This is a genomic window from Vreelandella sp. 2A-K22, assembly GCF_054065485.1.
On sequence record NZ_JBSUGC010000026.1, the window covers coordinates 1 to 24,921 of the forward strand.

Annotated in this window: 23 protein-coding genes and 1 rRNA gene; 14 read left to right on the forward strand and 10 right to left on the reverse strand. The window is 54.8% G+C overall.

Annotated elements, in window-relative coordinates; all coding sequences use genetic code 11:
* Both rrf and rlmM read left to right on the forward strand, forming a co-directional pair.
* Positions 1 to 78, forward strand: a 5S ribosomal RNA gene (gene rrf / locus ACW17M_RS23370); the annotation flags it as partial.
* A gap of 341 nt (positions 79 to 419) precedes the next feature.
* On the forward strand, positions 420 to 1,490 hold the full coding sequence (rlmM, locus tag ACW17M_RS23375) for a 23S rRNA (cytidine(2498)-2'-O)-methyltransferase RlmM (RefSeq protein ID WP_457548182.1): 1,071 nt from the start codon (positions 420 to 422) through the stop codon (positions 1,488 to 1,490).
* A gap of 18 nt (positions 1,491 to 1,508) precedes the next feature.
* Here rlmM and ACW17M_RS23380 read toward each other — a convergent pair whose 3' ends face one another.
* A complete protein-coding gene (locus ACW17M_RS23380; protein WP_022522948.1) occupies positions 1,509 to 1,796 on the reverse strand; it encodes an antibiotic biosynthesis monooxygenase family protein in 288 nt (95 codons plus the stop codon).
* A 29-nt stretch (positions 1,797 to 1,825) separates the two neighbouring features.
* Between ACW17M_RS23380 and tusA the strand changes: the two genes are divergently transcribed.
* Positions 1,826 to 2,080 carry a sulfurtransferase TusA gene (tusA, locus tag ACW17M_RS23385; protein WP_022522949.1) on the forward strand — a complete coding sequence of 85 codons (255 nt, stop codon included), beginning with the start codon at positions 1,826 to 1,828 and terminating at the stop codon, positions 2,078 to 2,080.
* A gap of 128 nt (positions 2,081 to 2,208) precedes the next feature.
* Here the strand turns inward: tusA and ACW17M_RS23390 are convergent, their stop codons facing one another.
* The 3 genes from ACW17M_RS23390 to ACW17M_RS23400 all read right to left on the reverse strand — a co-directional run bounded on the left by ACW17M_RS23390 (position 2,209) and on the right by ACW17M_RS23400 (position 5,421).
* Positions 2,209 to 2,904, reverse strand: a complete 696-nt coding sequence (locus ACW17M_RS23390) for a hypothetical protein (protein WP_009288633.1) — start codon at positions 2,902 to 2,904, stop codon at positions 2,209 to 2,211.
* 109 nt (positions 2,905 to 3,013) lie between these two features.
* The gene (locus ACW17M_RS23395; RefSeq protein WP_138801658.1) at positions 3,014 to 4,003 is read right to left on the reverse strand and encodes a DUF3080 family protein; all 990 of its coding nucleotides are present in this window, start codon (positions 4,001 to 4,003) and stop codon (positions 3,014 to 3,016) included.
* 2 nt (positions 4,004 to 4,005) lie between these two features.
* On the reverse strand, positions 4,006 to 5,421 hold the full coding sequence (locus ACW17M_RS23400) for an MATE family efflux transporter (RefSeq protein WP_041159550.1): 1,416 nt from the start codon (positions 5,419 to 5,421) through the stop codon (positions 4,006 to 4,008).
* A gap of 137 nt (positions 5,422 to 5,558) precedes the next feature.
* Here ACW17M_RS23400 and ACW17M_RS23405 point away from each other — a divergent pair, with 137 nt between their 5' ends.
* Positions 5,559 to 6,143 carry an elongation factor P hydroxylase gene (locus tag ACW17M_RS23405; protein ID WP_027958879.1) on the forward strand — a complete coding sequence of 195 codons (585 nt, stop codon included), beginning with the start codon at positions 5,559 to 5,561 and terminating at the stop codon, positions 6,141 to 6,143.
* Here ACW17M_RS23405 and ACW17M_RS23410 read toward each other — a convergent pair.
* The gene (locus ACW17M_RS23410) at positions 6,140 to 6,619 is read right to left on the reverse strand and encodes a hypothetical protein (RefSeq protein ID WP_022522953.1); all 480 of its coding nucleotides are present in this window, start codon (positions 6,617 to 6,619) and stop codon (positions 6,140 to 6,142) included. The genes ACW17M_RS23405 and ACW17M_RS23410 overlap by 4 nt on opposite strands.
* A gap of 13 nt (positions 6,620 to 6,632) precedes the next feature.
* Positions 6,633 to 7,484, reverse strand: coding sequence for a TatD family hydrolase (locus ACW17M_RS23415; RefSeq protein ID WP_022522954.1), 852 nt, complete (start codon positions 7,482 to 7,484; stop codon positions 6,633 to 6,635).
* Positions 7,485 to 7,726: 242 nt separating this feature from the next.
* Here ACW17M_RS23415 and ACW17M_RS23420 point away from each other — a divergent pair, with 242 nt between their 5' ends.
* From ACW17M_RS23420 to ACW17M_RS23440, 5 genes are all read left to right on the forward strand, one after another.
* Positions 7,727 to 8,980, forward strand: coding sequence for an ABC transporter substrate-binding protein (locus tag ACW17M_RS23420; protein WP_457548183.1), 1,254 nt, complete (start codon positions 7,727 to 7,729; stop codon positions 8,978 to 8,980).
* A 176-nt stretch (positions 8,981 to 9,156) separates the two neighbouring features.
* Positions 9,157 to 10,710, forward strand: coding sequence for a fatty acyl-CoA synthetase (locus ACW17M_RS23425; RefSeq protein WP_457548184.1), 1,554 nt, complete (start codon positions 9,157 to 9,159; stop codon positions 10,708 to 10,710).
* Between the two features lie 2 nt (positions 10,711 to 10,712).
* A complete protein-coding gene (locus tag ACW17M_RS23430) occupies positions 10,713 to 11,855 on the forward strand; it encodes an acyl-CoA dehydrogenase family protein (RefSeq protein WP_457548185.1) in 1,143 nt (380 codons plus the stop codon).
* A 32-nt stretch (positions 11,856 to 11,887) separates the two neighbouring features.
* Positions 11,888 to 13,075, forward strand: coding sequence for a beta-ketothiolase BktB (gene bktB / locus ACW17M_RS23435; protein ID WP_457548186.1), 1,188 nt, complete (start codon positions 11,888 to 11,890; stop codon positions 13,073 to 13,075).
* Positions 13,076 to 13,130: 55 nt separating this feature from the next.
* Complete coding sequence (locus tag ACW17M_RS23440; RefSeq protein WP_138801664.1) at positions 13,131 to 14,783, forward strand: fatty acid--CoA ligase; 1,653 nt, start codon at positions 13,131 to 13,133, stop codon at positions 14,781 to 14,783.
* Positions 14,784 to 14,799: 16 nt separating this feature from the next.
* Here the strand turns inward: ACW17M_RS23440 and ACW17M_RS23445 are convergent, their stop codons facing one another.
* The gene (locus tag ACW17M_RS23445) at positions 14,800 to 15,795 is read right to left on the reverse strand and encodes an AraC family transcriptional regulator (RefSeq protein WP_202606404.1); all 996 of its coding nucleotides are present in this window, start codon (positions 15,793 to 15,795) and stop codon (positions 14,800 to 14,802) included.
* A 182-nt stretch (positions 15,796 to 15,977) separates the two neighbouring features.
* Between ACW17M_RS23445 and ACW17M_RS23450 the strand changes: the two genes are divergently transcribed.
* Entirely contained in the window at positions 15,978 to 17,894 is a 1,917-nt protein-coding gene (locus tag ACW17M_RS23450; RefSeq protein ID WP_041159543.1) for an ATP-binding cassette domain-containing protein, read from the forward strand.
* A gap of 61 nt (positions 17,895 to 17,955) precedes the next feature.
* On the opposite strand, the gene ACW17M_RS23455 is transcribed toward ACW17M_RS23450, so the two are convergent.
* Positions 17,956 to 18,408 carry a universal stress protein gene (locus ACW17M_RS23455; protein ID WP_022522962.1) on the reverse strand — a complete coding sequence of 151 codons (453 nt, stop codon included), beginning with the start codon at positions 18,406 to 18,408 and terminating at the stop codon, positions 17,956 to 17,958.
* Positions 18,409 to 18,590: 182 nt separating this feature from the next.
* Between ACW17M_RS23455 and ACW17M_RS23460 the strand changes: the two genes are divergently transcribed.
* The gene (locus ACW17M_RS23460) at positions 18,591 to 19,157 is read left to right on the forward strand and encodes a hypothetical protein (RefSeq protein WP_041159542.1); all 567 of its coding nucleotides are present in this window, start codon (positions 18,591 to 18,593) and stop codon (positions 19,155 to 19,157) included.
* Here the strand turns inward: ACW17M_RS23460 and slyA are convergent.
* Both slyA and ACW17M_RS23470 read right to left on the reverse strand, forming a co-directional pair.
* Complete coding sequence (slyA, locus tag ACW17M_RS23465; protein WP_027958888.1) at positions 19,136 to 19,588, reverse strand: transcriptional regulator SlyA; 453 nt, start codon at positions 19,586 to 19,588, stop codon at positions 19,136 to 19,138. The genes ACW17M_RS23460 and slyA overlap by 22 nt on opposite strands.
* Positions 19,589 to 19,664: 76 nt before the next feature.
* Complete coding sequence (locus ACW17M_RS23470) at positions 19,665 to 20,819, reverse strand: DUF5924 family protein (RefSeq protein ID WP_009288643.1); 1,155 nt, start codon at positions 20,817 to 20,819, stop codon at positions 19,665 to 19,667.
* A 310-nt stretch (positions 20,820 to 21,129) separates the two neighbouring features.
* On the opposite strand from ACW17M_RS23470, the gene fadB reads away from it, so the two are divergent.
* From fadB to ACW17M_RS23485, 3 genes are all read left to right on the forward strand, one after another.
* Positions 21,130 to 23,316 (forward strand): fatty acid oxidation complex subunit alpha FadB, encoded by a 2,187-nt coding sequence (fadB, locus tag ACW17M_RS23475; protein ID WP_027958889.1) that lies wholly within the window; start codon positions 21,130 to 21,132, stop codon positions 23,314 to 23,316.
* 23 nt (positions 23,317 to 23,339) lie between these two features.
* Positions 23,340 to 24,518, forward strand: a complete 1,179-nt coding sequence (gene fadA / locus ACW17M_RS23480; RefSeq protein WP_233975574.1) for an acetyl-CoA C-acyltransferase FadA — start codon at positions 23,340 to 23,342, stop codon at positions 24,516 to 24,518.
* A 108-nt stretch (positions 24,519 to 24,626) separates the two neighbouring features.
* The coding region (locus ACW17M_RS23485) for a helix-turn-helix domain-containing protein (RefSeq protein ID WP_457548187.1) at positions 24,627 to 24,921 on the forward strand (295 nt) is incomplete at its 3' end.

Below are 24,921 nucleotides of genomic sequence, written 5' to 3' on the forward strand. Positions count from 1 at the left end.
GCCGAACTCAGAAGTGAAACCGCTTAGCGCCGATGGTAGTGTGGGGTCTCCCCATGCGAGAGTAGGTCATCGTCAGGCACTTATTATGAAAAATCCCCCAGGGCTGATGCCTTGGGGGATTTTTTTTGCGTGTGGGGGAGGTTGTGAGGGGTAAATGGTGGGCAGTAAAGGGTAAGTCGTGAATCGTGAGTAGGAAACGTTGGTGAATGGCTATCTCCCGAATATCCTGTTCCGCCTCACGCCTCACGCCTCACGCCTCACGCCTCACGCCTCACGCCTCACGCCTCACGCCTCACGCCTCACGCCTCACGCCTCACGCCTCACGCCTCACGCCTCACGCCTCAGCTAGATAAATGCTATGATGCGCCCCAATTAATTAGCCAGCCATCACCGTTTGTGATGGGCGGAATCGAGGTGAAGTGGTGAGTGAAACGGTACCTACGTCATGGTTAGTTTACTGCCGTCCTGGGTTTGAGAGTGATGCGTTGGCAGAGCTACAGCATCACGCAGCATTACAGGGCATCGCCTGTGAGTCATCTTATGGTGAGGGGTGGGTAAGCTTAACGCGTGTTGATGGTGAAGCGGTAAATGATTTACACCGCCAGGCAGCGTTTAAAAAGCTGATTTTCGCGCGCCAGAGCTTAGCGGCTTTACCTGCGCTCACTCTTTCACGTGACGACCGTCTTACCGCTATCTTGGAACAGGTCAAAGCCAGCCGTTGGAGCTTTGAAGAGATTTGGCATGAAACGCCGGATACCAACGATGGCAAAGCACTGGCCGGGCTGATTAAGGCGCTTACCAAGCCGCTGGAAAGTATGTTGAAAAAACGTGGTGCGTTAAGGCGCAGCGCGGGCGCACGACGTTTACATATTTTCTGGACTGACGGTGATCAAGTGCAGTTGGCGATGAGCTTCCCAGGCAATCGTAGTGATTTGATTAATGGTATTCGGCGGCTGCGCTTCCCCTCCCGTGCGCCCAGCCGCTCAACGCTGAAGTTGGAAGAGGCGTGGCACGAGTTTATTCCTAGGGATGAATGGGATGTGCGGCTAGCACCGCATATGCAGGCAGCTGACTTAGGGGCCGCTCCAGGAGGTTGGACGTGGCAGTTGGTTCAGCGCGGCATGTACGTGTATGCCATCGATAATGGCCCGATGGAATCACAGTTGATGAAGACTGGGCAGATTGATCATCTCAAAGAGGATGGCTTTACCTGGGAGCCACCACAGCGCTTAGACTGGCTGGTCTGCGACATTGTTGATAAACCAGTGAGAGTGCTAGCCATGGTGGAGCGGTGGCTGATTCGTAAATGGTGCAAAGAGGCGATCTTTAACCTCAAGTTGCCCATGAAAAAGCGCTGGGATGAGGTAACTCGTTGTCTAACGGCGTTGGAAGAGTCGCTGGAAAAAGCGGGTGTGCATGCCAACGTATCATGCCGTCACCTCTATCACGATAGGGAAGAGGTAACGGTGCATGTAAGGCTTAGGGATTAATGCTAGTGAAACCCATGTTTAATAGCTTGGCTCGTAAATCCGGATAGTTTCATCTTCGGTTAACAGCGGTAAAATACGCTGCATAGCCATTGCCCGCGCTTCGCTTGAGTGCCACTCCTTCCAAGCGCGGAGGTCACGCCATTTGGTAATCATCAGTCGGCGATCGGTATGACCCAGTTCTACCAATGTTTCACCACTGATAAAGCCCCTTACGCCTAGAGAAACGCGCATTGCCTCTCGCGCTGCTTGCTCAAATTCTTCTTCAAGACCGGGCATAATTCGCCGTTCGATGATAACTTTAATCATACTTTCTGTTTCCTACATCGAGGATATTGATGGCTGATAATACGGGTACGTTACCCAACGTTGATGCGGTATTGGACACCACAGGACTCTACTGCCCAGAGCCGATTATGCTGATGCATAACAAAGTGCGCGACATGACCCCAGGCCAAGTGCTCAAAGTGATTGCCACAGATCCAGCCACCACGCGAGATGTGCCCAAGTTTTGTCAGTTTTTAGGGCACGAGCTGCTAGAGCAGCACACCGTCTCTGAGAGCAACTACCTCTACTTTATTCGTTTAGCATAACCTTTTGAGATAGACCTTTGAGATAGCCCTTCGAAATAGCCCTTCGAAATAGCCCGAAAAGCCATGCGAGGCTCAAATCAAAATCGTTGATGTTGGCCTCGCTCACAAAGCGACATTAAGGCACTCGATTAATCACTGGCCACAACCATCATGGCTAGCGCATCAAGCGTCGCTGGATCTTCTTCCAGGATACGGTTGGCGATATGACGCTGGAAAAAGTAAACGGTCTGATGGCGGGCGTGAGCGCTGTACAGGCATTCATCCCCTAACAAAATCGGTGTCATCGCCGCTTTGTTCTCGTCGGCAAGGAGCGCGTCAAGGCTACCGTCGCTGTAGAGACGCCAACCGTAAACGGGCTTCATATGCCAGGGTGAATCGGGGTGATTCATGCACAGCGCGTGGGTGCCCAGAGTGTCGGGGATTTGCTGAATAAGGGTGACTTCGCCAGAAGCCTCATAATCAAAGTATTCAGCCGCCGCAACTAGCTCGTGGTATTTGTGATCCGGTGGCGTATCAAAAATTTCTTCCGTTTCAGGATCGCGATAACCTACGAAGTAGCCATTTTCCTGGCTGTTCAGATCATGGCAGGCTGCCAGGCTTTCCATCCACGGCACCAAACCGATGACGCTACCGTCCTCTCTTAACCCCCAGGCCAAAATAGGTAAGCCATAGTAGGCGTCGGGACTCGCAGCGAGCTGGTACACCATCTCTAAGCCATCTAGCTCAGGGGCTAAACGGACAAGGCACTTTTGCGCCTGCTGACGCTGGCGCACAGTTTCCAGGTCGATGACCTGGGCAGAGCGGGGTGACAAGGATGCGCCCATTGTGTCCCTCCTTATGCTGCGTGGTCATCAGATTGGCAAAGCTGATTCATTTGCCTCTCATATCCACAAATAGCACAACTTGCTCATAAGGTTAAGGGTTCTGCGCTTTTTAATTATCTGAACAAGTTGGAAAGCGAGCTCGCAGCGCTTGATGCTCAGAGAGCGCTTGCTGAAACTGGCCCCAGGGCGCTTGGGCATTATCCAGCGAAAGCCAGCGTTCCTGGTAGCGTTGAATCGCTATTGGCTTGCCTACCTGCTGTGCGTCAATTAAGCGATTGATCGCTGTTAGCCATTGCTGGGCAGCGTTCTCCAAGCGCTCAAGCGACGGCGATTCCCAACGGCTTAAGCAACGTGTGGTATCACTCTGCCGAGCTAACAATGCATTCGCTTCTGTTAAGCGTTGAGTGGCGAGTAGCAGGGCGCGCAACACCTCAGCGGTCAATGGCCGCTCTTGCAGGGTTTTCAAATGGTTTTCAAGGGTTGAAGAGTCCTGCTGCCAGTCGAGGTCAAACTGGTGATCCGTCATTTGCTGCAAGTAATCGATCGCTTCAAGCTGGCCAGCAATAGTAGTTTCATCGATGTTAGATAAAGGCTGGCTTGCTCGTGAGAAGCTTTTAACCCACTCGCTGGAATCAAAAATAGCGTTCCAGCTTACCGCGGGTAACTGTGTCGTTTTAGTCGTGGTTAATCGGTTTAGGCGCGTTCTATCTTCATCGCTTAACTGCTCGGGAACTTCGCTATTTAAGCAGGTGCTTAGCCGCTGCCATAGAGTGCGCTCATATAGCCACTGTTGGCTAGGCGGTGCTACACGCCCCAGTTGATTGTTACGTGCAGCGACTAGCGACGTGATTTGGCATTCGCGTAGCGCGTATACATTCAACAGGCTGTCCCGGGTTTCGGGGATATCTATAATTCGATCGGGGCGCTCAGGGAAGTCGCCAATATTACCCGGGTCAGCTCTTTGAATGTTTGATAGTGCAAGGTCATTGGCGAGTTGCTGATGATAACGCTGCCACTGCTGCTCAGCGGGGTTGTCCCCACAGCCAGACAGGAGGGCGCTTAGGATGATAGCTAGAGAAAAGTTTCTCCATCGAGCCATGTTTACTCCCGAATGCTAATACGCTGTAAACGCCAGCCAAGTAGCAGTGCTGCGGTGCTCAAGCCCGCAATCAACCCAATCCAGTAGCCATGAACCCCTAGCGGGGCGACCTCGCCCACTCCATAGGAGCCCAGCCAGTGGCCGCCACCCAAGCCTACAATCCAGTAGGAGAGCACCGTAATCACCATCACAATGCGGGTATCTTTATAGCCGCGTAAAGCACCCGCTAAATTGACCTGCAACGAGTCTGAGAGCTGAAAAATGACGGCTAAAGCAATGATCGAGAGCGCTAGCGCCTGTATCTCACTATTGGAGGTGTAAAGTGCGATTACCGGCTCGGCGCTAACCCACAGTACGAGGCTGTTAATAGCGGCAATGATGACGCTGATGACAATTCCATTCCAAGCGACTTTACGGGCTAGTGCTAAGCGCTGCTGACCCAGCGTATTACCCACTCGTACGGTCAGTGCCATACTCAGCGACAGGGGCAGCATAAACAGAATGGAGGTGAAACTTAGCGCTATTTGGTGAGCTCCCACCGTGACTTCACCAAAGCTGGCAATGAAGAGCGCAATGAGTGTGAACAGAGTCACTTCAACAAAAATGGCTACGCCAATGGGAACGCCCACCACCACTAATTCACGTATACCTAGCCACTGGGGCGGTGTCAGTTTTTGCCAAATCGCAACGCTTTTATAAGTACTTCCCCTGCGCGTGTAGTAGGCCATCGCGAGTGCCATCGTCCACATGGAGAGCGCCGTCGCAATGCCGCAGCCAAAAGCGCCCAAGGCAGGTAACTGTTGCAGACTAGTGGGAACCCAGGCGCCAAATAAATCAACCAAACCATCACCGCCGTAGATCAAGAGGTAGTTGGCAGGAATGTTCACGCTTAAACCGACCAAGCTGATCCATAGCGCCGGACGGGTATGATTCATACCATCTGAAAACGCTCTAAGCGCCTGAAATAGAGCGATCCCCGGCATGCCAAAGGCGACGGCTGACAGATAGGCGGCAGACTGGCTGGCGACCGCTGGGGGCACACTCATTAATTCAAATATCGGCATGATAGCCGACCAAAGCAGCACAGCCGCGATAGCGCCTAGTAGCAGCGCGACCCAAAGCGCCTGATGAACGGCTGGACGAATAGCCTCATTGCGCTTCCCACCCAGCAAATGCGCCACAATTGGGGTAAGCCCCATTAAAGTGCCCGTCATAAATAGCATGAGTGGCATCCACAGGCTCGAGCCCACCGATACAGCGGCAAGTGAGGTGGCGTCATGCCGACCGGTCATCATAACGTCGACGACACTCATCCCTGCCTGAGCCAACTGAGCACCGCAAATAGGCAGTGCCAAGTGCATTAACATTCGTGTTTCTGGCCAGTAAACCGATTTAATTTGCTGAGTAAAGCCGCCCACTTGTTGGCTCCTGAAGGGGAAAAGTTGCTGTGAAAGGCCGCTATATTAGCAGGAGCGACTCACTTTTGGGGTTAGCCGTTAGCTTGTATTAATCGTGTGGGTATAATGCCCCAAAACCAGTATCAAACGAGGTCAATGTGAGTGACAGGCAGGAGCGATGGACGCTCGAGGATATTACCGCGCTTTTTGACGGGATTTTTGCTGAGCGGTATCAAACCCGGTTGATTCGGGGCGGGGATGAGCCTCTCTATCGGCCCGCTAACAGTGAAACCCCTTATCATCAGGTTATCTTTGCGCGGGGTTACTATGCCAGTGCGCTGCACGAAATCAGCCATTGGTGTATTGCGGGAGCACAGCGGCGCCAACAAGAGGATTACGGCTACTGGTACTGCCCTGATGGGCGCGATGCTGAACAGCAAAAAGCGTTTGAGCAGGCTGAGATTGCGCCACAGGCGTTGGAGTCTATCTTCACCCGTGCCTGTGGTCGCGTGTTTCATGTCAGCGTGGACAATCTAGGCGGCGATATAGAGGTAGATATAGAGGCATTTGCAGCGCGAGTGGAGGCCCGCGCCCAGCGCTACTTGAAGGAGGGCTTTCCAGCCCGCGCAAACGCCTTCCAGGTGGCGCTTAAACGCTTCTACTCTGACCAGGCGACGCTAGCGGAAGCCGTGGCACAGGCGCATGCCACGTTGGATAAAATGGATAAAGCGCTGCCGGCTTAATCCTCTTCGGTCAGGCGCTGATGCATCGATAGCATCACTTCCAGCTCATGCTCTGGGCGCATCGGCTCTAAACCCAGCTCGCTGAACGTTTCGCGCCGTTGGCGGTGCCATTCGCCTGGGGTAAGTGAAGGGTAGAGCACCGACGCTGGGGCTAGCTCAACAAAAGGATCAAGCCCGTAGGTGTCAAAAAGGCGCGCTAGTGCCGCTTCGTCGTCGCCATTGTCGCTGGTATACAGCGTGGCGGAGAAGTGGTCGTTCTCAAGCTCGCGAATTACCTCAAGCGGACTAACCCCTAAGCTCTCCAGCTCTTCCATGCTGTAAGCGCCCATGGCATTGGTATCCTCTTTGATCCAGCTATCGTCCGGCTGAATCAATGTTTGCTTCACCCGGCCATCGGGGAGCGACCAGGCAATGGCTAGCGGGAGCCCATCGTCTTCGCCTGTTTCAATGGCTATAAACCCTGGATAATCGGCCACGCTAATACTCCTTTTAAGATTCCGTGGGAAGACGGAAAAAACGCTGGGCGGTCTGTGTGGTTGCCGCACCTAGCTCTGTTTCGCTAATACCATGCCACTGGGCGATCTCGCGGACAATCCACGGTAGCAACGCCGGTTCGTGTCGGCGACCCTTTAATTTCGCCGGTAGGTTACGGGGTAACAGATAAGGGCAGTCGGTTTCTACCATCAAGCGCTCTAAGGGTATATCGCTTACCAATGGGCGCAGGTGATGACCGCGCCGCTCGTCGCAAATCCAACCCGTCAACCCTATATGTAAGTCTAGGTCGAGATAACCAAACAGCGTATCGCGGTCAGCGGTAAAACAGTGCACCACCGCGTGGCTGATGTCGTCTCGCCACGCATGCAGGATTTCGCGCATACGCTGGCCAGCATCTCGTTCATGTAAAAACAGCGGCAAACCGCTTTCTACTGCGAGAGCCAGCTGCGCTTCAAGGGCACGCTCCTGCTCCTTGGGCGTCGAAAAGTTGCGATTAAAATCCAAACCACACTCGCCTACGGCGACCACTTCCGGCATGGCATGCAGGGCCGCCATGGCATGTTCAAGGTTCTTATCCCAGCGACTGGCATCATGGGGGTGCACTCCCGCCGTGGCGTAGAGGCCAGGATACTGCTTGGCCAGGGCAACCGCTTGCTTGGCGTGGGCAAGGTCGGTGCCAGTAACGATCATGGTCGTTACCTGCGCCGCCTGGGCGCGCTGGATAACCGCCTCAAGATCACGCTCGAAGCTTTCATGGGTCAAGTTAGCGCCGATATCCACCAAAGGAGCGCTAGGCCGAAACTGTAGTGCTTCGGGTAAAAAGTCATCGGCATCAGCAGTGGCCAAAGGTCTCTCCCGTTCAATTATACAAAGGCACCATTCATTGTAACGGCATGCGCGAGCATCGACTAATGGTGTATTGAAGAAGGTGAGCGCAAGGGAATGGCACGAATTGCAAAAAATCTGGCTCGATAGGTAAACAGCTAGGGCTTATTACCGCCTAAGATGAACGCAAGCTATTACGTGCTACGTCACTACGATTGATTCAATAACACCCTTTAATAACAACAAAAGAGAGTCACATAATTATGCAACAATCTTATCGTTCATCTCATCGTGCATCTTACCGCTTTGCTACTTCCACTCTCGCCGCTACCATTCTGGTGGCCTGCTATGTGCCAACTACCGTCGCTGCTGAAGGCATTTCCGATAACGAAATCCGTATTGGCTATTTAGCCGATATGTCCGGCGTTTACCGCGACCCCATTGGTCCGTTGGGCGAAGATGCTATCAATATGGCGATTGAAGATATAGGCGGCAGCGTCAATGGGGCCAATATTGTGGTGTTTAGCGCCGATGATCGTAATAGCCCGGATGTAGGCTCAAGCATCGTGCGTGAGTGGATCGATGAGCGCAACGTCGATATGGTCACCGGGCTGGTGGCATCTTCTGTCACTCTGGCGGCGGTGAGCCTGCTGGAAGAGGCGGATAAACTTGGGCTGGTCAATGGCGCTGTCTCTTCAAGCATTACCAACGAGCACTGTTCTCCCAATCATATTCACTGGGTTTATGACACCTGGGCGATGTCCAACGGTACGGCAAAGGCGATTACTGATGAGGGCCACAAAAATTGGTATCTGTTAAGCGCTGACTACTCTTTTGGTCACGCACTGGAGGCCGACGTCACGCGCGTAGTGACTGAAAATGGCGGCACTATCGTAGGCAGCGCTCGCCACCCTTTCCCCAGTAGTGACTTCTCCTCCTTTATGCTTCAGGCGCAAGCCTCTGGCGCTGATGTCATCGCGCTGAATAACGCGGGTGGCGATACGATCAACGCGGTGCAGACAGCAGGTGAGTTCGGCATTACCCAGGCAGGGCAGATTCTGGCGGGAATGGTGCTGTTTAGTACCGATATACGCAGCATTGGCTTGGAGAACGCTCAGGGGCTGCAGTTCACCAAAGCATGGTACTACGATTTAAACGATGAAACCCGCGCATGGGCGGAGCGCTTCCGTGAGCGTACCGGCAGCATGCCCACCATGGTACATGCGGGTCTCTACTCCAGTACTCGCCACTACCTTGAAGCGATTGAAGCCACCGGTACTGATGATACGCAAACCGTTCGTCAGCAAATGGCCGATACCCCCATCAACGACATTTTCGCCACCGGTGGCTACATCCGTGAGGATGGCCGCATGGTTCACGATATGTATTTAGTAGAAGTGAAAACACCTGAAGAGTCGCAAGATGAGGATGATCTCTTTCATGTTATTCGCACCATCCCTGCAGAAGAGGCCTTCCGTCCGCTTTCAGAGAGTGTCTGCCCGTTGGTAAACAGTTAAGAAACCTCTGATTAACTATTGCGCTCGGCTATACGGCGTTAAAAATCGTCTCAAAATGCTCATTTACAATCCGTAAACTCCGCTTTTTCGTTGATTTTTGCCTTGTCTGGCCTTCGCTCATTACGTTAATCAGAGGCTCCTTAAGTCTCTGCTAATAACAACTCAGAGGATTTGGCATGCCGGAAACGTCGGTTATTCAGCAAAACAGTATCGGGGCTGCTTTAAACCGCAGCGCTCGAAAATACTCACACCAGCTGGCGCTGGTATTTGGCGAGCGCCAATGGCTCTATCAAGCGCTCAACCAGGCAGCCAACCGCGTAGCCAATGGCTTGCTGGCAGCAGGGCTTTCGCCAGGTGACCGGCTGGCGGTATATGGCAAAAACTCCGATGCCTATGTCATCGCCTGGCTAGCCGCTGCTAAAGCGGGTTTGGTACATGTGCCGATCAATTTTGCTTTAAGCAGCGATGAACTGCGCTATATCCTTGACCAGTCTGGGACAACGGGTTTGCTCAGCGATATCAGCCTCGCCGACAAAGTGAGTGTCGCGACCGAAGGCTTGGATCTAGCCCTGATGGGAACCCTGCACGCGGATCAGAGGCAGGATGCAGCAAGCTTTGATGTACTCGCTCATGCTACGTCAGGATCCAATAGTGAAGAGCCCAATGTGACGGTCGACGGTGCCAGCCTTGCTCAGTTGCTCTATACCTCGGGCACCACCGCCGCGCCGAAGGCCGCGATGATGACCCATCAGGCACTGATGGCCGAATATATGGCCTGCATGGTTGAACTGGATATCAAAGGCAGCGACGCCATGCTCGCCGCGCTGCCGCTTTACCACTCAGCACAAATGCACGTCTTTCTGATGCCAGCGCTGTTGCTCGGTGCGCCTGTCTATTTGCTAGAGGCGCCGCTTCCCGAGCTGTGCTTAAGCGCCATAGCTAATCACCAGATCGCGTCATTTTTTGCCCCGCCCACGGTCTGGATCAGCCTACTGCGCCACGCTGAATTTGATCGCTTTGACCTTGGCGCCCTCCACAAAGCCTATTACGGTGCCTCGATTATGCCGGTGCCGGTACTGGAGGAGCTCCAGCAGCGTATACCGGGCGTAAGGCTCTATAACTGTTATGGACAGAGCGAAATTGCTCCCTTGGCGACCGTGCTGCGCCCTGAAGAGCACGCCGAGCGCCCAGCGTCCGCTGGGCGGCCGATTCTGACGGTGGAAACCCGTATCGTCGATCTCGATATGAATGACGTCCCACCCGGCGAGCATGGCGAAATCGTCCACCGCTCACCTCAGCTTATGAACGGGTACTGGGATAAACCGGCGATGACTGAAGAAGCCTTCCAGGGTGGTTGGTTCCACTCCGGGGACGTGGGCTACTTCGATGAAGCGGGCTATTTATACGTTGTTGACCGTATCAAGGATGTGATCAATACCGGCGGCGTGCTGGTGGCTAGCCGTGAAGTAGAGGAGGGGCTATTCAAGCACCCGGCGGTATCCGAAGTGGCGGTGATCGGCCAGCCGGATGAGAAGTGGATCGAAGCCATTACGGCAGTGGTGGTACTGAAAGAGGGTCAAGAGGCAAGCGAGGAGGAACTGATCCATCATGCAAAAACGTTGATGGCGCCTTATAAAGTACCTAAGCGCATCCTCTTTGCCGATGCGCTACCCAAGAGTACCGCAGGCAAAATTCTCAAGCGCCATCTACGTCAAGACCTCAAGGGGTGAGCATGGACGAGCAAACGACCGACCTGTTTCACGCCATGATCAAACGCTGCCTAAGCCAGGAGGTTGCCCCGTACTACGATGAGTGGGAGGCAGCGGGTGAAATACCCCGTTCACTATGGCATTCATTGGGCGCTGCGGGGCTGCTCGGCATTGACCTTGACGAACAGCACGGTGGTTCAGGAGCCGATATCGCCATCACCCAGCTGACGCTGGAAGAGCTCTCCCGCCAGGGGTTTGGTGGCCTTGCCAGTGCCTATAATATCCACGCCAATATCGTTATGCCCTACCTACAGAATCTGGGGACAGCGGCTCAATGTGAGCGTTGGCTACCTGCCATGGCCCGTGGCGATGCGCTTGGGGCCATTGCCATGACCGAACCCCATGCGGGTAGTGATCTTGCGTCAATGAGAACTAGGGCGAAGCGCACTAACGATGGCTGGGAGTTAAGCGGTAGCAAAATCTTTATCACCAATGGCCAGTTTGCCGACCTGGTGATCGTGTGTGCCAAAACCGACCCTTCCGCCGGGTCAAAGGGCGTGTCACTTTTTTTGGTCGACACCCGCTTACCCGGCTTTTCGCGGGGGAAACCGATTAAAAAGATCGGCCAGCACGCCAGCGATACCGCCGAGCTTGCCTTTGATCAAATGCAGTTGCCCCATGATGCGCTGTTGGGAGAGGAGGGCGCCGGGTTCCGCTACCTAATGCAGGAGCTGCCCCGTGAACGCCTGGGCGTTGGTGCACAGGCGCTGGGCGCCGTGGAGGGAGCGCTGGCGCTGACGTTGGAGTACGTACAGCAGCGCCAAGCGTTTGGACAGCGGGTGGCGGATTTTCAAAATACCCGCTTTACCTTGGCGGAGATAAAAGCCCAGCAGGATGTGGCCCGTGCCTACTTTGAGCACTGCGTCGAAAAGTACCGCCAGGGCACCATGAGCAGCACGGATGCAGCGATTTTAAAACTGCAGCTCAGCGAGCTGCAGTGTCAAGCGGTGGATCGCTGCCTGCAGCTATTTGGCGGTTACGGCTATACCCACGAATATCCCATTTCACGCTTTTATCTGGATGCCCGAGTACAAACGATCTATGCCGGCAGCTCAGAGATCATGAAAGAAGTTGTCGCCCGCTCGCTGCTGGGCAAAGTGGCGTAGCAAGACGGTGAGTTTGAACACAGGAGAGAGCCATGCGGTTGGATGATGTAGTGATTTTAGGCGGTGCACGAACCGCGATCGGGAGTTTTGGCGGGTCGCTCTCAACCAAGGCGCCGTTTGAGTTGGGGGCGATAACCGCCAAAGAGGCGTTGCGCCGTGCTGGCGTTGAGGGCGGAGATATCGATCACTCGGTATACGGCCACATTATTACCACCGGCCCCCAGGATGCCTATCTGGCGCGTCATATTGCACTGGAAGCAGGCGTGCCGAAAGAAGCGGGGGCCTTCAACGTCAACCGACTGTGTGGTTCAGGTGTACAGGCGGTGGTCTCAGCCGCCCAGCAGATTGCTATGGGCGACAGCCGCTTAGCGCTGGCAGGTGGCGCTGAGTCGATGTCGCGCGGGGCTTATCTGCTGCCTCCTCAAGCGCGCAACGGCGTGCGTATGGGGGATGTGAACGTTGAGGATTTAACCCTAGGCATTTTGAGCGACCCCTTTGGCAGCGGCCATATGGGCTGCACTGCCGAGAACATCGCTAAACAGTATGGCCTAAGCCGTGAGCAGTTGGATCAGTTTGCCCTTGAGAGCCATCAAAAAGCGGCGCGTGCCATCGCGGAAGGCCGCTTTGACGATCAAATCGTAGCAGTGGAGGTCAGTCGCGGTAAGCAAACGGTACTTTTCTCCCGCGATGAACACGTGCGCGATGTCGTCCAACTTAGCGATTTGGCGCGGCTCAAGCCCGCCTTCCAAAAAGATGGCATGGTGACCGCAGGCAATGCCTCGGGTATCAACGATGGTGCAGCCACGTTAGTGCTGGCCCATGCCGATGAAGCCTCACAGCGGGGCTTAGCGCCTAGGGCACATCTTCGTGTTGCCACAACAGCAGGCGTTGAGCCAACGCTAATGGGCCTTGGTCCGATTCCTGCGGTGCAACGCTGCCTCCAACAGGCGGGGCTAAGCATTAATGATATTGATGTGATTGAGTCCAACGAAGCCTTTGCTGCCCAGGCCATGGCGGTGGCGGAAACGCTCGGGTTCCCGTTAGCGAAGCTAAACCCCAACGGCGGCGCGGTTGCCTTGGGGCACCCGGTGGGGGCCACGGGGGCTATTCTGATTCTCAAAGCGCTACACGAGTTGGAGCGCATTAATGGCCGCTACGGATTGATAACGCTATGTATTGGTGGAGGGCAGGGCATCGCCCTTCTTATCGAGCGCGGCTGATCCGAATCGATTGCTACAAGAACAGTGTTATAAGAAAAAAGTTATAGGAGTGTTTATGCCTTCAGTTACCCCGAAAATTTTACCCGCCGCGACCTCTGCGACAAATCCTGCCTTGATGATTGGCGACCTGCTGGAGGCAGGCGTGCGAATGGCGGGCGACAATCAGATTGTCTACCGGGATCAGAGCCGCCATAGCTACGAGCGTTTTCGTGAGCGGGTGCATCAACTGGCCCATACGCTGACATCACAGGGCGTGCAAGCCGGTGACGTGGTGGCGGTGCTGGATTGGGATAGCCATCGCTACCTGGAGTGCTTCTTCGCCATTCCGATGATCGGCGCGGTACTCCACACGGTGAATGTGCGCCTGGCTCCGGAGCAAATCCTCTATACCATGGATCACGCCGAAGACGTTTTCGTCATCGTGCACGAAGAGTTTGTGCCACTGCTTGAGCCGCTGGCCGATAAGCTACCCCAAGTACGTGGTTACCTGCTATGTCAGGAGACCCCGCAAACAGTCGATACCACTCTGCCGCTGGTGGGCGAGTTTGAATCGTTATTAAGCCAACAGCCTACTCACTACGATTTTCCCACCTTTGATGAAAACGCCGTCGCCACACTGTTCTACACCACCGGTACCACGGGTAACCCCAAAGGGGTTTTCTTTACCCACCGCCAGTTGGTGCTGCATACCTTGAACGAGTCTAGCGCTTTCCAGGCGCCCGGTTTTGAGCTGCTCAACCGCGACAAGGTCTATATGCCTATTACCCCCATGTTTCACGTTCACGCCTGGGGTGTGCCATATACCGCCACGCTGATGGGGGCTACCCAGGTCTACCCTGGCCGCTACGAGCCGGAAATGCTGGTCAAGCTGCTGGTCAGCGAGAAGGTCGACTTCTCCCACTGCGTACCGACCCTGCTCAACATGGTGGTCAGCGCCGAGGCGATTACCTCAAAACAGGTCGACCTCGCCGGTTGGAAAGTATTGGTCGGCGGCAGTGCGTTAACCGAGTCGCTAGCAAGCAAAGCATGGGCGTTGGGGATTGATACCCGTAGTGCTTATGGCATGTCGGAAACCTGTCCGCTACTCACCGCCGATATTCTGCCGCAGGATATCGGCGACGCTGATTTTGAGACCCAGCTACCCTGGCGCTGTAAAGCGGGCCTGCCGATACCATTGGTTAAACTTCAAGTGGTCGATGCGGACGGCGAGCCGCTACCCAATGATGGTAAAAGCGTAGGTGAAGTGCGCGTTCAAGCACCCTGGCTGACCCAGGCCTACTATAAAGAGGAGAAACGCAGTGAGGAGCTATGGCGCAACGGCTGGCTGCATACCGGGGATGTGGGCTCGCTTGATGAGCGGGGCTTTCTGACCATTAGCGACCGCATCAAGGATGTGATTAAAACCGGCGGCGAGTGGCTCTCGTCGTTAGAACTGGAGAGCTATATCAGCCAGTGTCCAGGCATTGCCGAAGTGGCGGTGATCGGGGTGACGGACGATAAATGGGGAGAGCGGCCAGCGGCGTTAGCTGTCCCCGCCGACCTGAACAACCCGCCCACCACTGAAGCCGTGCAGGCGTTTTTAGAGCAGTTTGTCGCCCAGGGAAAACTCAACCGCTGGGGGATTCCCAGCATGATTCGCTTCGTCGATGAGATACCCAAAACCAGCGTGGGCAAGCTGGATAAGAAACGTATTCGCACCGAAATTTAGGCTGTTCCCTAGTAGATCAGCGAACATTGCCCGCCGTGCGTGCTTTGCGATACGCGGCGGGCGAATTGCCTGTCCAGGTTTTAAAGGCACGACTAAAGCAGGCTAGATCCTCAAAGCTCAACGCCTCCGCGATGCTAACCAGGGGCTTCTCACTACAGGTGAGTGCCTGAATCGCGACATCGCGGCGGTACTCATCCTTGACCGCTTGAAAGTGAGTGCCCTCCCTTTTGAGATGCCGCGCCAGCGTGCGTGCCGACATATGCAATGCATCGGCGGCGCTATGCACTGTGCCTGCCGTCAACAAATGGCGTGAGAGGTGTTCGCGCACCCGGTGGGTGAGCAGGCGATCTGCAAACGACACATAGAACCAGTCTGCGGGGGCGCGCTTTAAAAAAGCGCCCAGGTGTCTCTTGGTCTGGCGGATAGGATGATCAAGAAAACCGCGATCTATATAGATCGCGGTTTGCGGCTGCCCAAAGCGTACTGTACCAGGATAAAAGTAGAGATAATCAGCGCTGTGCGGCGGCTGGGGGTAAGCGCACTCCATTAAAATGGGTGGTATTTTACGCGCTATCATCCACGACGCGATGCCGTGAAACAGCTTGAGCATCAGCTCATGAATCAGAGTGCGGCTGCCCGTCAAGGGGGCATGTTCCACCAGGGCCATACGGGCAAGATCCCCTTCGAGCGTAAATGCATAGCCAAAGTCGTCGAGAAGAATACGGAAAAACTGCGTATAGCGGTGCAGTGCTACCTGCAAATTGGGCGCATCCAGCATGCTTAAACACAGCAGCTTCAGGGTGCCACCCCGCAGCGGGCGGGAAAAAAAGCCGGGCGTTTCGTCGTCCAGTTCGTTCACCAACCCACGATACAGTTCGGCAAACTGCTCAACCGTGACGCGGCCATGGGGGGCCGAAAGTAAAAAGGGCGAAATGCCCGCCCGTTCCAGGTAGCGTGTGGGCGATGTTGAGCTGTTGGGTAAGCCTTTAAACAGCTCATTTACAAAATGCATCGAGACGGTCACCGTCACTGTCAGCCCGCCTTTAAAAGTCGTTTTTTGGTTGAGATATTGTAGTTGCTAGCAAAACGGTATCACGCTGGTGATTTCCGCTCTACGATTCCCCTCTATATGGTTCCCCCTCCTGGGCCGCTCATGCGTTACACTGTGCGCCTCACGATTTAGGAGGACACCGCGTGACCCTGTTACGACTCGAACAGCTGCAACTCGCCTACGGCACCCATGTACTACTCAATCGCGCCGACCTGACGGTTGAAAAAGGCGAGCGGCTGGCGCTGGTCGGGCGCAACGGCACCGGCAAATCCACTCTGCTGAAGCTGGTAGCGGGGGATATCCTGCCCGATGATGGCTCAATTTGGCGGGCACCTGGCCTCAAGATCGGTGTGCTGGCTCAGGAGTTACCCGAGTCATCTGGCTTGACCATTTTCGACATGGTCGCCCAAGGCCTGCCAGAAGCCGGGGAGCTACTCTCCGAGTACGATCATCTGATCAATGATCCCGACCCCGATATGGATCGCATGGCGACCCTACAAACGCGCCTGGAAGCCATTGATGGCTGGTCGTTCCACCAGCGTATCGACACCGTGCTGACCCGCTTAGGCCTGCCCCCCGCGGCTGAGATGAGCTCGCTCTCCGGTGGCTGGCGCCGCCGGGTGGCGCTGGCGCGTGCCTTGGTCGCCGAGCCTGATCTACTGTTGCTTGATGAGCCTACCAACCACTTGGACTTAGACACCATTGCCTGGTTGGAAGAGCAACTGCTGGCGTTTAACGGCGCGGTACTGCTGATTACTCACGATAGGGCGTTTCTTTCCAAGCTGGCCACCAATATTCTGGAGTTAGACCGTGGCCAGCTAGGGCGCTACCCCGGCAAGTACGAAGAGTATCAGGCTCGCAAGCAGCACGAGCTGGAAGTCGAGGCGCGGGAGAACGCCGAGTTCGATAAAAAGCTTGCCCAGGAAGAAGCCTGGATTCGTCAGGGCGTTAAAGCACGGCGTACCCGCAACGAAGGCCGGGTTCGAGCGCTGGAAGCGATGCGCAACGAGCGGAGTCAGCGCCGCGAGCGCCAGGGTAATGCCAACCTGACGGTGGATCGTGGTGAGCGTACCGGCAAGCGCGTTGTGGAGCTGCAAGGTGTCACCCAACGGTTTGGCGATGAGGTGGTACTGCGCGATATCAATCTTGAGGTACTGCGCGGTGACCGTATTGGCTTCCTGGGGCGCAACGGTGCGGGCAAGACAACCCTGCTGAAAATCCTGCTGGGCGAGTTGGAACCCACTGAAGGCAAGGTGCAGATGGGCACCAATCTGAAAGTGGCTTATTTCGACCAACTGCGCGCCGGGCTTGAACTGGAAAAAACCGTTTACGACAACGTTGCCCAAGGCAGTGATCGTGTCAGTGTGGGCGGTAAAGATCGCCATGTGATGAGCTATCTACAGGACTTTCTTTTCACCCCCGAGCGGGTGCGCCAGCCGGTGAAAGCGCTCTCCGGTGGCGAGTCCAACCGCCTGCTGCTGGCCAAGTTGTTCACTCAGCCAGCTAACGTGTTAGTGCTCGATGAGCCGACCAACGACCTCGACATGGAAACCCTAGAGCTGCTCGAAGAGCTGCTGCTCGATTTCGATGGCACGCTGCTACTGGTCTCCCACGACCGAACCTTTATGGACAACGTGGTGACCAGCATGCTCGCCTTTGAAGGCGATGGCGTTGTACGTGAATACGTGGGGGGCTATACCGACTGGATTCGCCAGGGGGGCAAGCTGCCGCCAGCACCTTGGGAAGGGGCGGCGCGTCAGCGTACCGAACCCACCTCAGAAGCGCCCAAGAAAGTGGCTGAAGCACCTGCCGCAACGGCCAAGAAAAGCGTCAAGCTCTCGTATAATTTGCAACGCGAGTTAGATGCACTGCCCGCCGAAATCGAACGTCTTGAGGAGCAAGTAGAGGCGCTGGAGAGTGAAATCGGTGACCCCGCGTTTTATCAGCAGGATGCCGACGCCGTTACGGCTAAGCTGCAAACGCTTGAAAAAGTGCAGAAAGCGTTAGAAGTTGCCATGGAGCGCTGGATGGAACTGGAAGCGATGGCTGCCGGTGAGTAGCTTGAAAACGTTAAAAGGCGCCGTATGGGCGCCTTTTTTATAAACGTTATCGTGCCTTAGGTTACTCGTCGCTTTCTTCGCCTTTTTTACCGACGCGAACGGCTAGCACATCGCATTGGGCACCGTGCAATACGCCGGTAGAGGTTGAGCCGAGCAGTAGAGCAAAACCGTGGCGGCCATGGGAGCCCACTACGATTAGATCCACATCGTGCTCTTCAGCAAAACGGTGAATTTCGGTGTCGGGCATACCCACCACAACGTGTTGGTCAGCCTCGGCAATATGCGGGGCGGCGATTTCGGCTAAGCGTTTTTTGGCGTGTTCATCCAATTGATCCTGGATGCTGGTCAAGTCCATGGGGATATCGCCACCGTAGGCAAACCCAAGCGGTTCCAGGGTATGCATAATGGAAATTTTGGCTTGGTCGTTGCGCTCAGCGATCGCAACGGCACGTTCCAGAATCTTGTGGGAGTCTTTGGTTAAGTCAACGGCAACTAAAATGTGGTGATAGCTCATGGCGTATCTCCTTGGCAGTAGGTAACAAAGAGGCTCTTTGTTCAATAACCGTTACTTTAGATGGCGTGTCCTGTTTTAACAATAGCAAGCGTTTTAACAATGACTTGGGTCAAAACAGCGACCTGAGTCATGGTTTTTAGATTAGTTTATACAGTGTGGCTTATGTGGGAGGAAATGTAGAGATGGAATGGTTGATTATCGTGTTTATTATGCTGTTTGTAATTGCGCCGGTGATGTGGCTAAAGCCTAGCCCGCGTCAAAAACGCCAGCAGGCACTGCGTACTCAAATCGCCAAACAGGGCGTCAGTATCAAGCTGGAAAAGCCGCCACTACACCATTTTAGAGGCACCATGCCAGCTTATCGCTGGCACTATCCCCAGGAAGAGCCGGGCCCTGATTTTCTATTGGTAAGAGACAGCAATGCCAGTGAAGCCTTAACGCCATTTCATGCTGGCTGGCGCTGGCGGATTGCCCCCTTGCGGCCTTTACCTGATGCCGCCACCGCAGCGTTAAAAACACTACTTGAACGCGTGCCGCAAGATGCCTTGGTGGTGCAGTCAACGCCCTATGCATTGACGCTTTGGTGGTGGGAGTCGCAAACCGCGGAGCGATTCGCGACCTATCTACCCGAATTTCAGCAACTGCGGGAGGCGCTGCGTGGCCGTGCCGACCAGCCTTTCAGCCAGCCGTTAAAGGGCACTGAGCAGGCGTCATCCACAGTCAGCGATCAAGATGCCGGATTATCCTGATCCCGTGCTTGTATCGCCAAGCCGTTTGCCTCGATCACTGCCAACCATTCGTTGAGTTGTTCGAGGTTCTCCTCGCTTAAGCCAGCGAACATCTCTTTGCGCGCTTGTTGCGCAACGCTGTCGATCTGTTCCAGCAGCGGCATAGCGGCAGGGGTAAGATAAATCCGCTTGCTGCGACGGTCGTTGTCGCAGGCTCGGCGTTCAACTAGGCCTTGTTCTTCGAGCTGGCCCAGGGTGCGCACAAGAGAGGGCGCCTCAACACCAATCACACGGGCGAGATCGCACTGCGGATGGCCTTCGCCAAGACGCCACAGGTGATATAGCGTCACCCAGCGTGTTTGGGTTAATCCCAGCGGCGCCAAGCGGCGATCCAAGATGGAGCGCCATAAGTGGGGCAAGCGTGCGATGCGAAATCCAATCGTTGAAGCCATAGGTAACTAGCTGCCAATAAATGTGAGTAGTCGAATTGTCATAAGCTACGCCGCTGAATGCAAGGCGCTTAACCCTTCAATCTTCCGGTCGCGCCTCTTCATCGTTAGGGCTACCCGGCACAAACCGCCGTAAGTTTAATCCACTTAGACCACTGGCGCGTATCTCTCCATCTGCCAGCGTGGCTTGCTGAGCATCGTCTGAGACCTCAAAACGTATTAATCCCAAGCGCTGGCCCGTACCTGTCATGATATCAATGCGCCAATCGCCAGTAGGGTCTTCGGGAAAGTTTTGCTTGTGGCTCCATGCGCGGTAACCCTGCTCGCGTCCACCGTCGATATTAAGCTCCACAACATCCATTGGCACACCATTGTGATGCCAGGCATGGGTAATAGTTTCACTTAATCCCCGCGGTGCCCGAATAGCGGTGTAAACATAAAGGCCATTTTCGCTGATGGCTTGTGGCGTTAACGCCATCGAGCCTTGAGGCAGGCGCTGCTCAACATTAAAACCAGGAGAGAGCGCGCTACTGGTCATCCAGAGACTGGCAGGCGGTACCCATATACGTCCCAGCCAAGCTCCATAGGCGAGTAGCAGCGTCAACACAAAAAAAGCGCACCAGCGTTTGAGCGAGCGCTGCTTAAGCAAGTGCCAAAAACTTGGCAAGGCCACCAAAATGGTGATCCCCAGGGCCAGTAGCAGGCTCTGGCCGGTGGTAAGGTGCACCATGATGGGGAGTGTGACCAGTAGTACCAGGAAGACACACTGGGCATGAAAGACGAAATAGAGACTGCGCCAGCGCTCCGCGACTTTGAAGTAGAGCGGATCGATAATCGACAGTATTGCCATGCCGCCCACCAGCAGCGCAAACAGCGTTTGCCCGCTATTCCACACCGTGGTGACTAAGATAAACGGCAGGGTGAAGAAAAGTGTCTCCTGGTGAATCATCTGGGCAATAAAAGTGGTTACGCCCCGGGGTGGCGTGGGGTGACCCCGGCGCGACAACCAGCGGCTGATCAAGCCTTCCGAAAGCAGTAGCGTCCAGGCAAACAGTAATCCCAGCGCCAGCGCTGCGCCTAACCACTGCTGGCGATCAACTAAAAAGAAGCTGCTTAGCCCGGCAGCAAAGGCCATTGGTGGCCAAAGCCAGCTCCAGGGCTTGAGGCGTTCGACAATGCGTTCAATTCGCTGCTGAATGGCTTCAATACGTGAAGGCGTGAGCAGTGCGCTCATAACAAGATAACCTGCAAAGTAAAAGGAAGCGCGATTCTAACAGGCTGTCAGGCTTAACGCTGATCTACTGCAAATCCATGCTTCTGGCGGGATCGGTTACATTCACTCAGACGGCGCTCTATGAACGGATGCCGGAGAGCGCTGGTCTCACTAAATGAGTAAATTAGCCAAAAGTCTGGGCTTGACGTTATCAGGCAACTCAACCAAGCTAAGGCAATCAAACGACCGTATGAAAGTCGTGTGGAAGCCGTATGAGAAATGTGGCGGGTTCTCTTTTCAGAGCCAGCCCGAAAATGTGGAGAGAGCGCGGATGATCTATCAAGGCAACGCCATCACGGTGACACGTCGTGACACCCCGAGTGGCAATGATATCGCAATGCTCACTTTCGATCTGAAAGATGAGTCCGTCAACAAGCTTTCCAGCGCGGTGGTCGCAGAGCTGAGCGAAGCAGTAAAAGCCATTCAAGCTGAAAATAGCTTAAAAGGTTTACTTATTGCGAGCGGGAAAGATGTGTTTATCGTGGGCGCCGATATCACCGAGTTTCACAGTCTATTTGATAAAGGCGAAGCCTACCTTGAGGAGATGAATCTCAAGGTTCACGATATTTTTAACGCTATTGAAGATCTGCCGTTCCCTACCGTAACAGCGATCAATGGTCTGGCGCTGGGTGGCGGCTGCGAAGTATTGCTGACCACTGATTTTCGCGTGATGGGCGAGAAAGCCAAGATCGGCCTGCCAGAAACCAAGCTCGGCATTCTGCCCGGTTGGGGCGGCTGTGTACGCCTGCCGCGCATTATTGGCGCCGATAATGCCATCGAGTGGATTGCCGGTGGTACCGAAAACCGTGCCGATGCCGCGCTAAAAGTGGGCGCCGTCGACGCGGTGGTGACGGACGAACAGCTGGAAGAGGCCGCGCTGGATATTCTTGACCGTGCCAATGCCGGTGAGCTGGATTACCAGGCCCGTCGTGCTGAAAAGACCAGCCCGCTGAAGCTCAACCCGATTGAGCAGATGATGGCGTTTGAAACGGCGAAAGGCTATGTCGCCGGTAAAGCGGGGCCTCATTATCCGGCGCCGGTAGAAGCGATCAAAGTGATTCAGAAAGGCGCTGGCGAAGAGCGTGGCCGTGCCCAGGCGATTGAAGCCAAAGCCTTCGCCAAGCTGGCACTCAGCAGCGTGGCGTTCAACTTGGTGGGTCTGTTCTTGAACGACCAAGTGGTCAAGAAAAAAGCCAGCAAGTATGAGAAGCAGGCGCAGCCGGTGAAGCAAACGGCCGTGCTGGGTGCGGGTATCATGGGTGGTGGTATCGCTTATCAGAGTGCCTCTAAAGGCACGCCGATTCTGATGAAAGATATCAAGGATGACGCCATTGAACTGGGCCTGAAAGAAGCCCGTAAGCTATTTGCCAAACAGGTGGAGCGCAAAAAGCTGACCACCGAGCAGATGGCGGAGAAGCTGACTAATATTCGCCCGACGCTCTCCTACGGAGATTTTGGCAACGTCGATCTCGTCGTCGAAGCGGTGGTTGAAAATCCCAAAGTCAAAGACGCCGTGCTTACCGAAGTGGAAGGTATGGTGAGCGAAAATACCATTCTCACCTCGAACACATCGACGATTTCCATCAACCGCTTGGCGCAAAACCTAAAGCGGCCTGAAAACTTCTGCGGCATGCACTTCTTCAACCCCGTGCACCGCATGCCGCTGGTAGAAGTCATCCGTGGTGAGAAGACCTCGGATGCCGCCGTTGCTGCCACCGTGGCCTACGCCAGGGCAATGGGCAAAACGCCGATTGTGGTTAACGACTGCCCAGGCTTCTTGGTCAACCGGGTGCTTTTTCCCTACTTTGGCGGCTTTAGCTTCCTGGTTGAGCAGGGTGCTGACTTCCAGCACGTTGATAAGGTGATGGAGAAGTTCGGCTGGCCCATGGGTCCGGCCTACCTGCTGGACGTGGTCGGCCTGGATACCGCCGTTCACGCCAATGAAGTAATGGCGGAAGGCTTCCCTGATCGTATGGCTCGCGACGGTAAAACCGCCATTCAGGTCATGTACGACAACGACCGTTTAGGCCAGAAGAACGACAAGGGTTTTTACGCCTACGAAGAGGACAAGAAGGGTAAGCCGAAGAAAGTCACCGACGAAGCGGCTTACGCTTTAGTTAAAGAGGTGGTGAAAGAGCATAAAGAGTTTTCCGACGAGGATATTATCGCTCGCATGATGGTACCACTCTGCTTGGAAACCGTGCGCTGCCTGGAAGATGGCATTGTGGCCACGCCAGCCGAAGCCGATATGGCGTTGATCTATGGCATCGGCTTCCCGCCTTTCCGTGGTGGTGCGCTGCGCTACATCGACGCCATGGGCGTTGCAGAGTTCGTCAAGCTGGCGGAAGGGCTAGCTGAGGAGTTGGGCCCGCTATACGCGCCCACCGACAAGCTGCGTCAGATGGCTCAGAACAATGAGCAATTCTATTCCAGTGACAACTCTGCCACCCAGGCCTAACCACCACGCACAGGAGATATAAGATGAGTTTGAATCCGAGAGACATTGTGGTGGTAGACGGTGTTCGTACCGCCATGGCGAAAGCCAAAAATGGTGCTTTTCGTAATGTTCGCGCAGAGAATCTCTCTGCTGCAGCTATGCAGGCGCTGTTTACCCGCAATCCTAATCTAGATCCTTCTGAAGTGGATGATGTGATCTGGGGCTGTGTGAACCAGACACTCGAGCAGTCGATGAACATTGCTCGTAATGCGGCGATTATGACCGGTATTCCGCGCTCGGTGCCCGCGCAAACCGTTAACCGTTTGTGTGGCTCTTCAATGACGGCGCTGCATATCGCCGCCGCCAATATCAAAGCGGGTATGGGCGACTTCTTTATCATTGGCGGCGTTGAGCACATGGAGCACGTACCCATGGCTCACGGCGTTGACGTTAACCCCGCCGCCAGCAAATACGCTGCTAAAGCGGCGATGATGATGGGCCTAACCGCGGAGCTGCTGGGTAAAATGCACGGCGTTTCTCGGGAAGATCAGGATAAATTCGGCGTACGCTCTCACCAGCGCGCCCAGGCGGCCATGGAGAAGGGCTACTTCGATAACGAAATTATCGGCGTCGAAGGCCACGATCAACGCGGCTTTAGAGTCATGGTTCAGCGTGATGAAGTGATTCGCGGTGACGCTAGCCTGGAGTCTATGGCGAATCTGAAGCCGGTGTTTGACCCGCGCAACGGTACGGTCACGGCGGGTACCTCCTCGGCGCTCTCCGTGGGTGCCTCGGCAATGGCAGTGATGAGCTACGAGCGAGCTCAAGCGCTGGGCTTAGAGCCTATTGCGAAGGTGCTCTCTACAGGCGTCGCGGGTTGTGATGCGTCGATCATGGGCTATGGCCCGGTACCTGCATCTAAGAAAGCGTTGAAAATCGCTGGCCTTTCCGCGGCGGATATTCAAACTGTTGAGCTTAATGAAGCCTTCGCCGCTCAGGGGATTCCGGTATTGAAAGATTTAGGCTTCTTGGATTCGCTAGATGACAAAGTTAACTTGCACGGTGGCGCTATTGCGTTAGGGCACCCGTTAGGTTGTTCGGGCTCGCGTATCTGCACCACGCTGTTGAACGTTATGCAGCAGCGCGATACCACCCTGGGCTTGGCAACCATGTGTATTGGTATGGGGCAAGGTGTAGCGACGGTGTTTGAACGCTTGAAATAATCACCTAGCTTTTTATTGCTTTAAATCGGCAATCGGCATTGCAAAACGGCACCGCGATGAACTGCACCCCAAAAGTTGGACGCTCATCCAACGATTGGGGTGTTTTTCATGACGAAACATAATGAAGCGTTCAAGTTACTAGTAGTGCAACGCTACGCAGAAGGACTGCAGGGTTACAAGAGTCTGGCCAGACAGTACGGTCTTGGCCCTACAACCGTCAGGCGTTGGGTTAAACACTTTGAACAGCATGGTCTAAGTGGCTTGCAGAAAAAGTTTACCCACTACAGCGCTGAGTTCAAATTAGCGGTGTTGCAACAGATGAGGCAAGAGGAGCTATCAGCCTTACAAGCGACGACTCTGTTCGATATTCGAGGTGGTACGAGCGTCGTACGGCAGTGGGAAA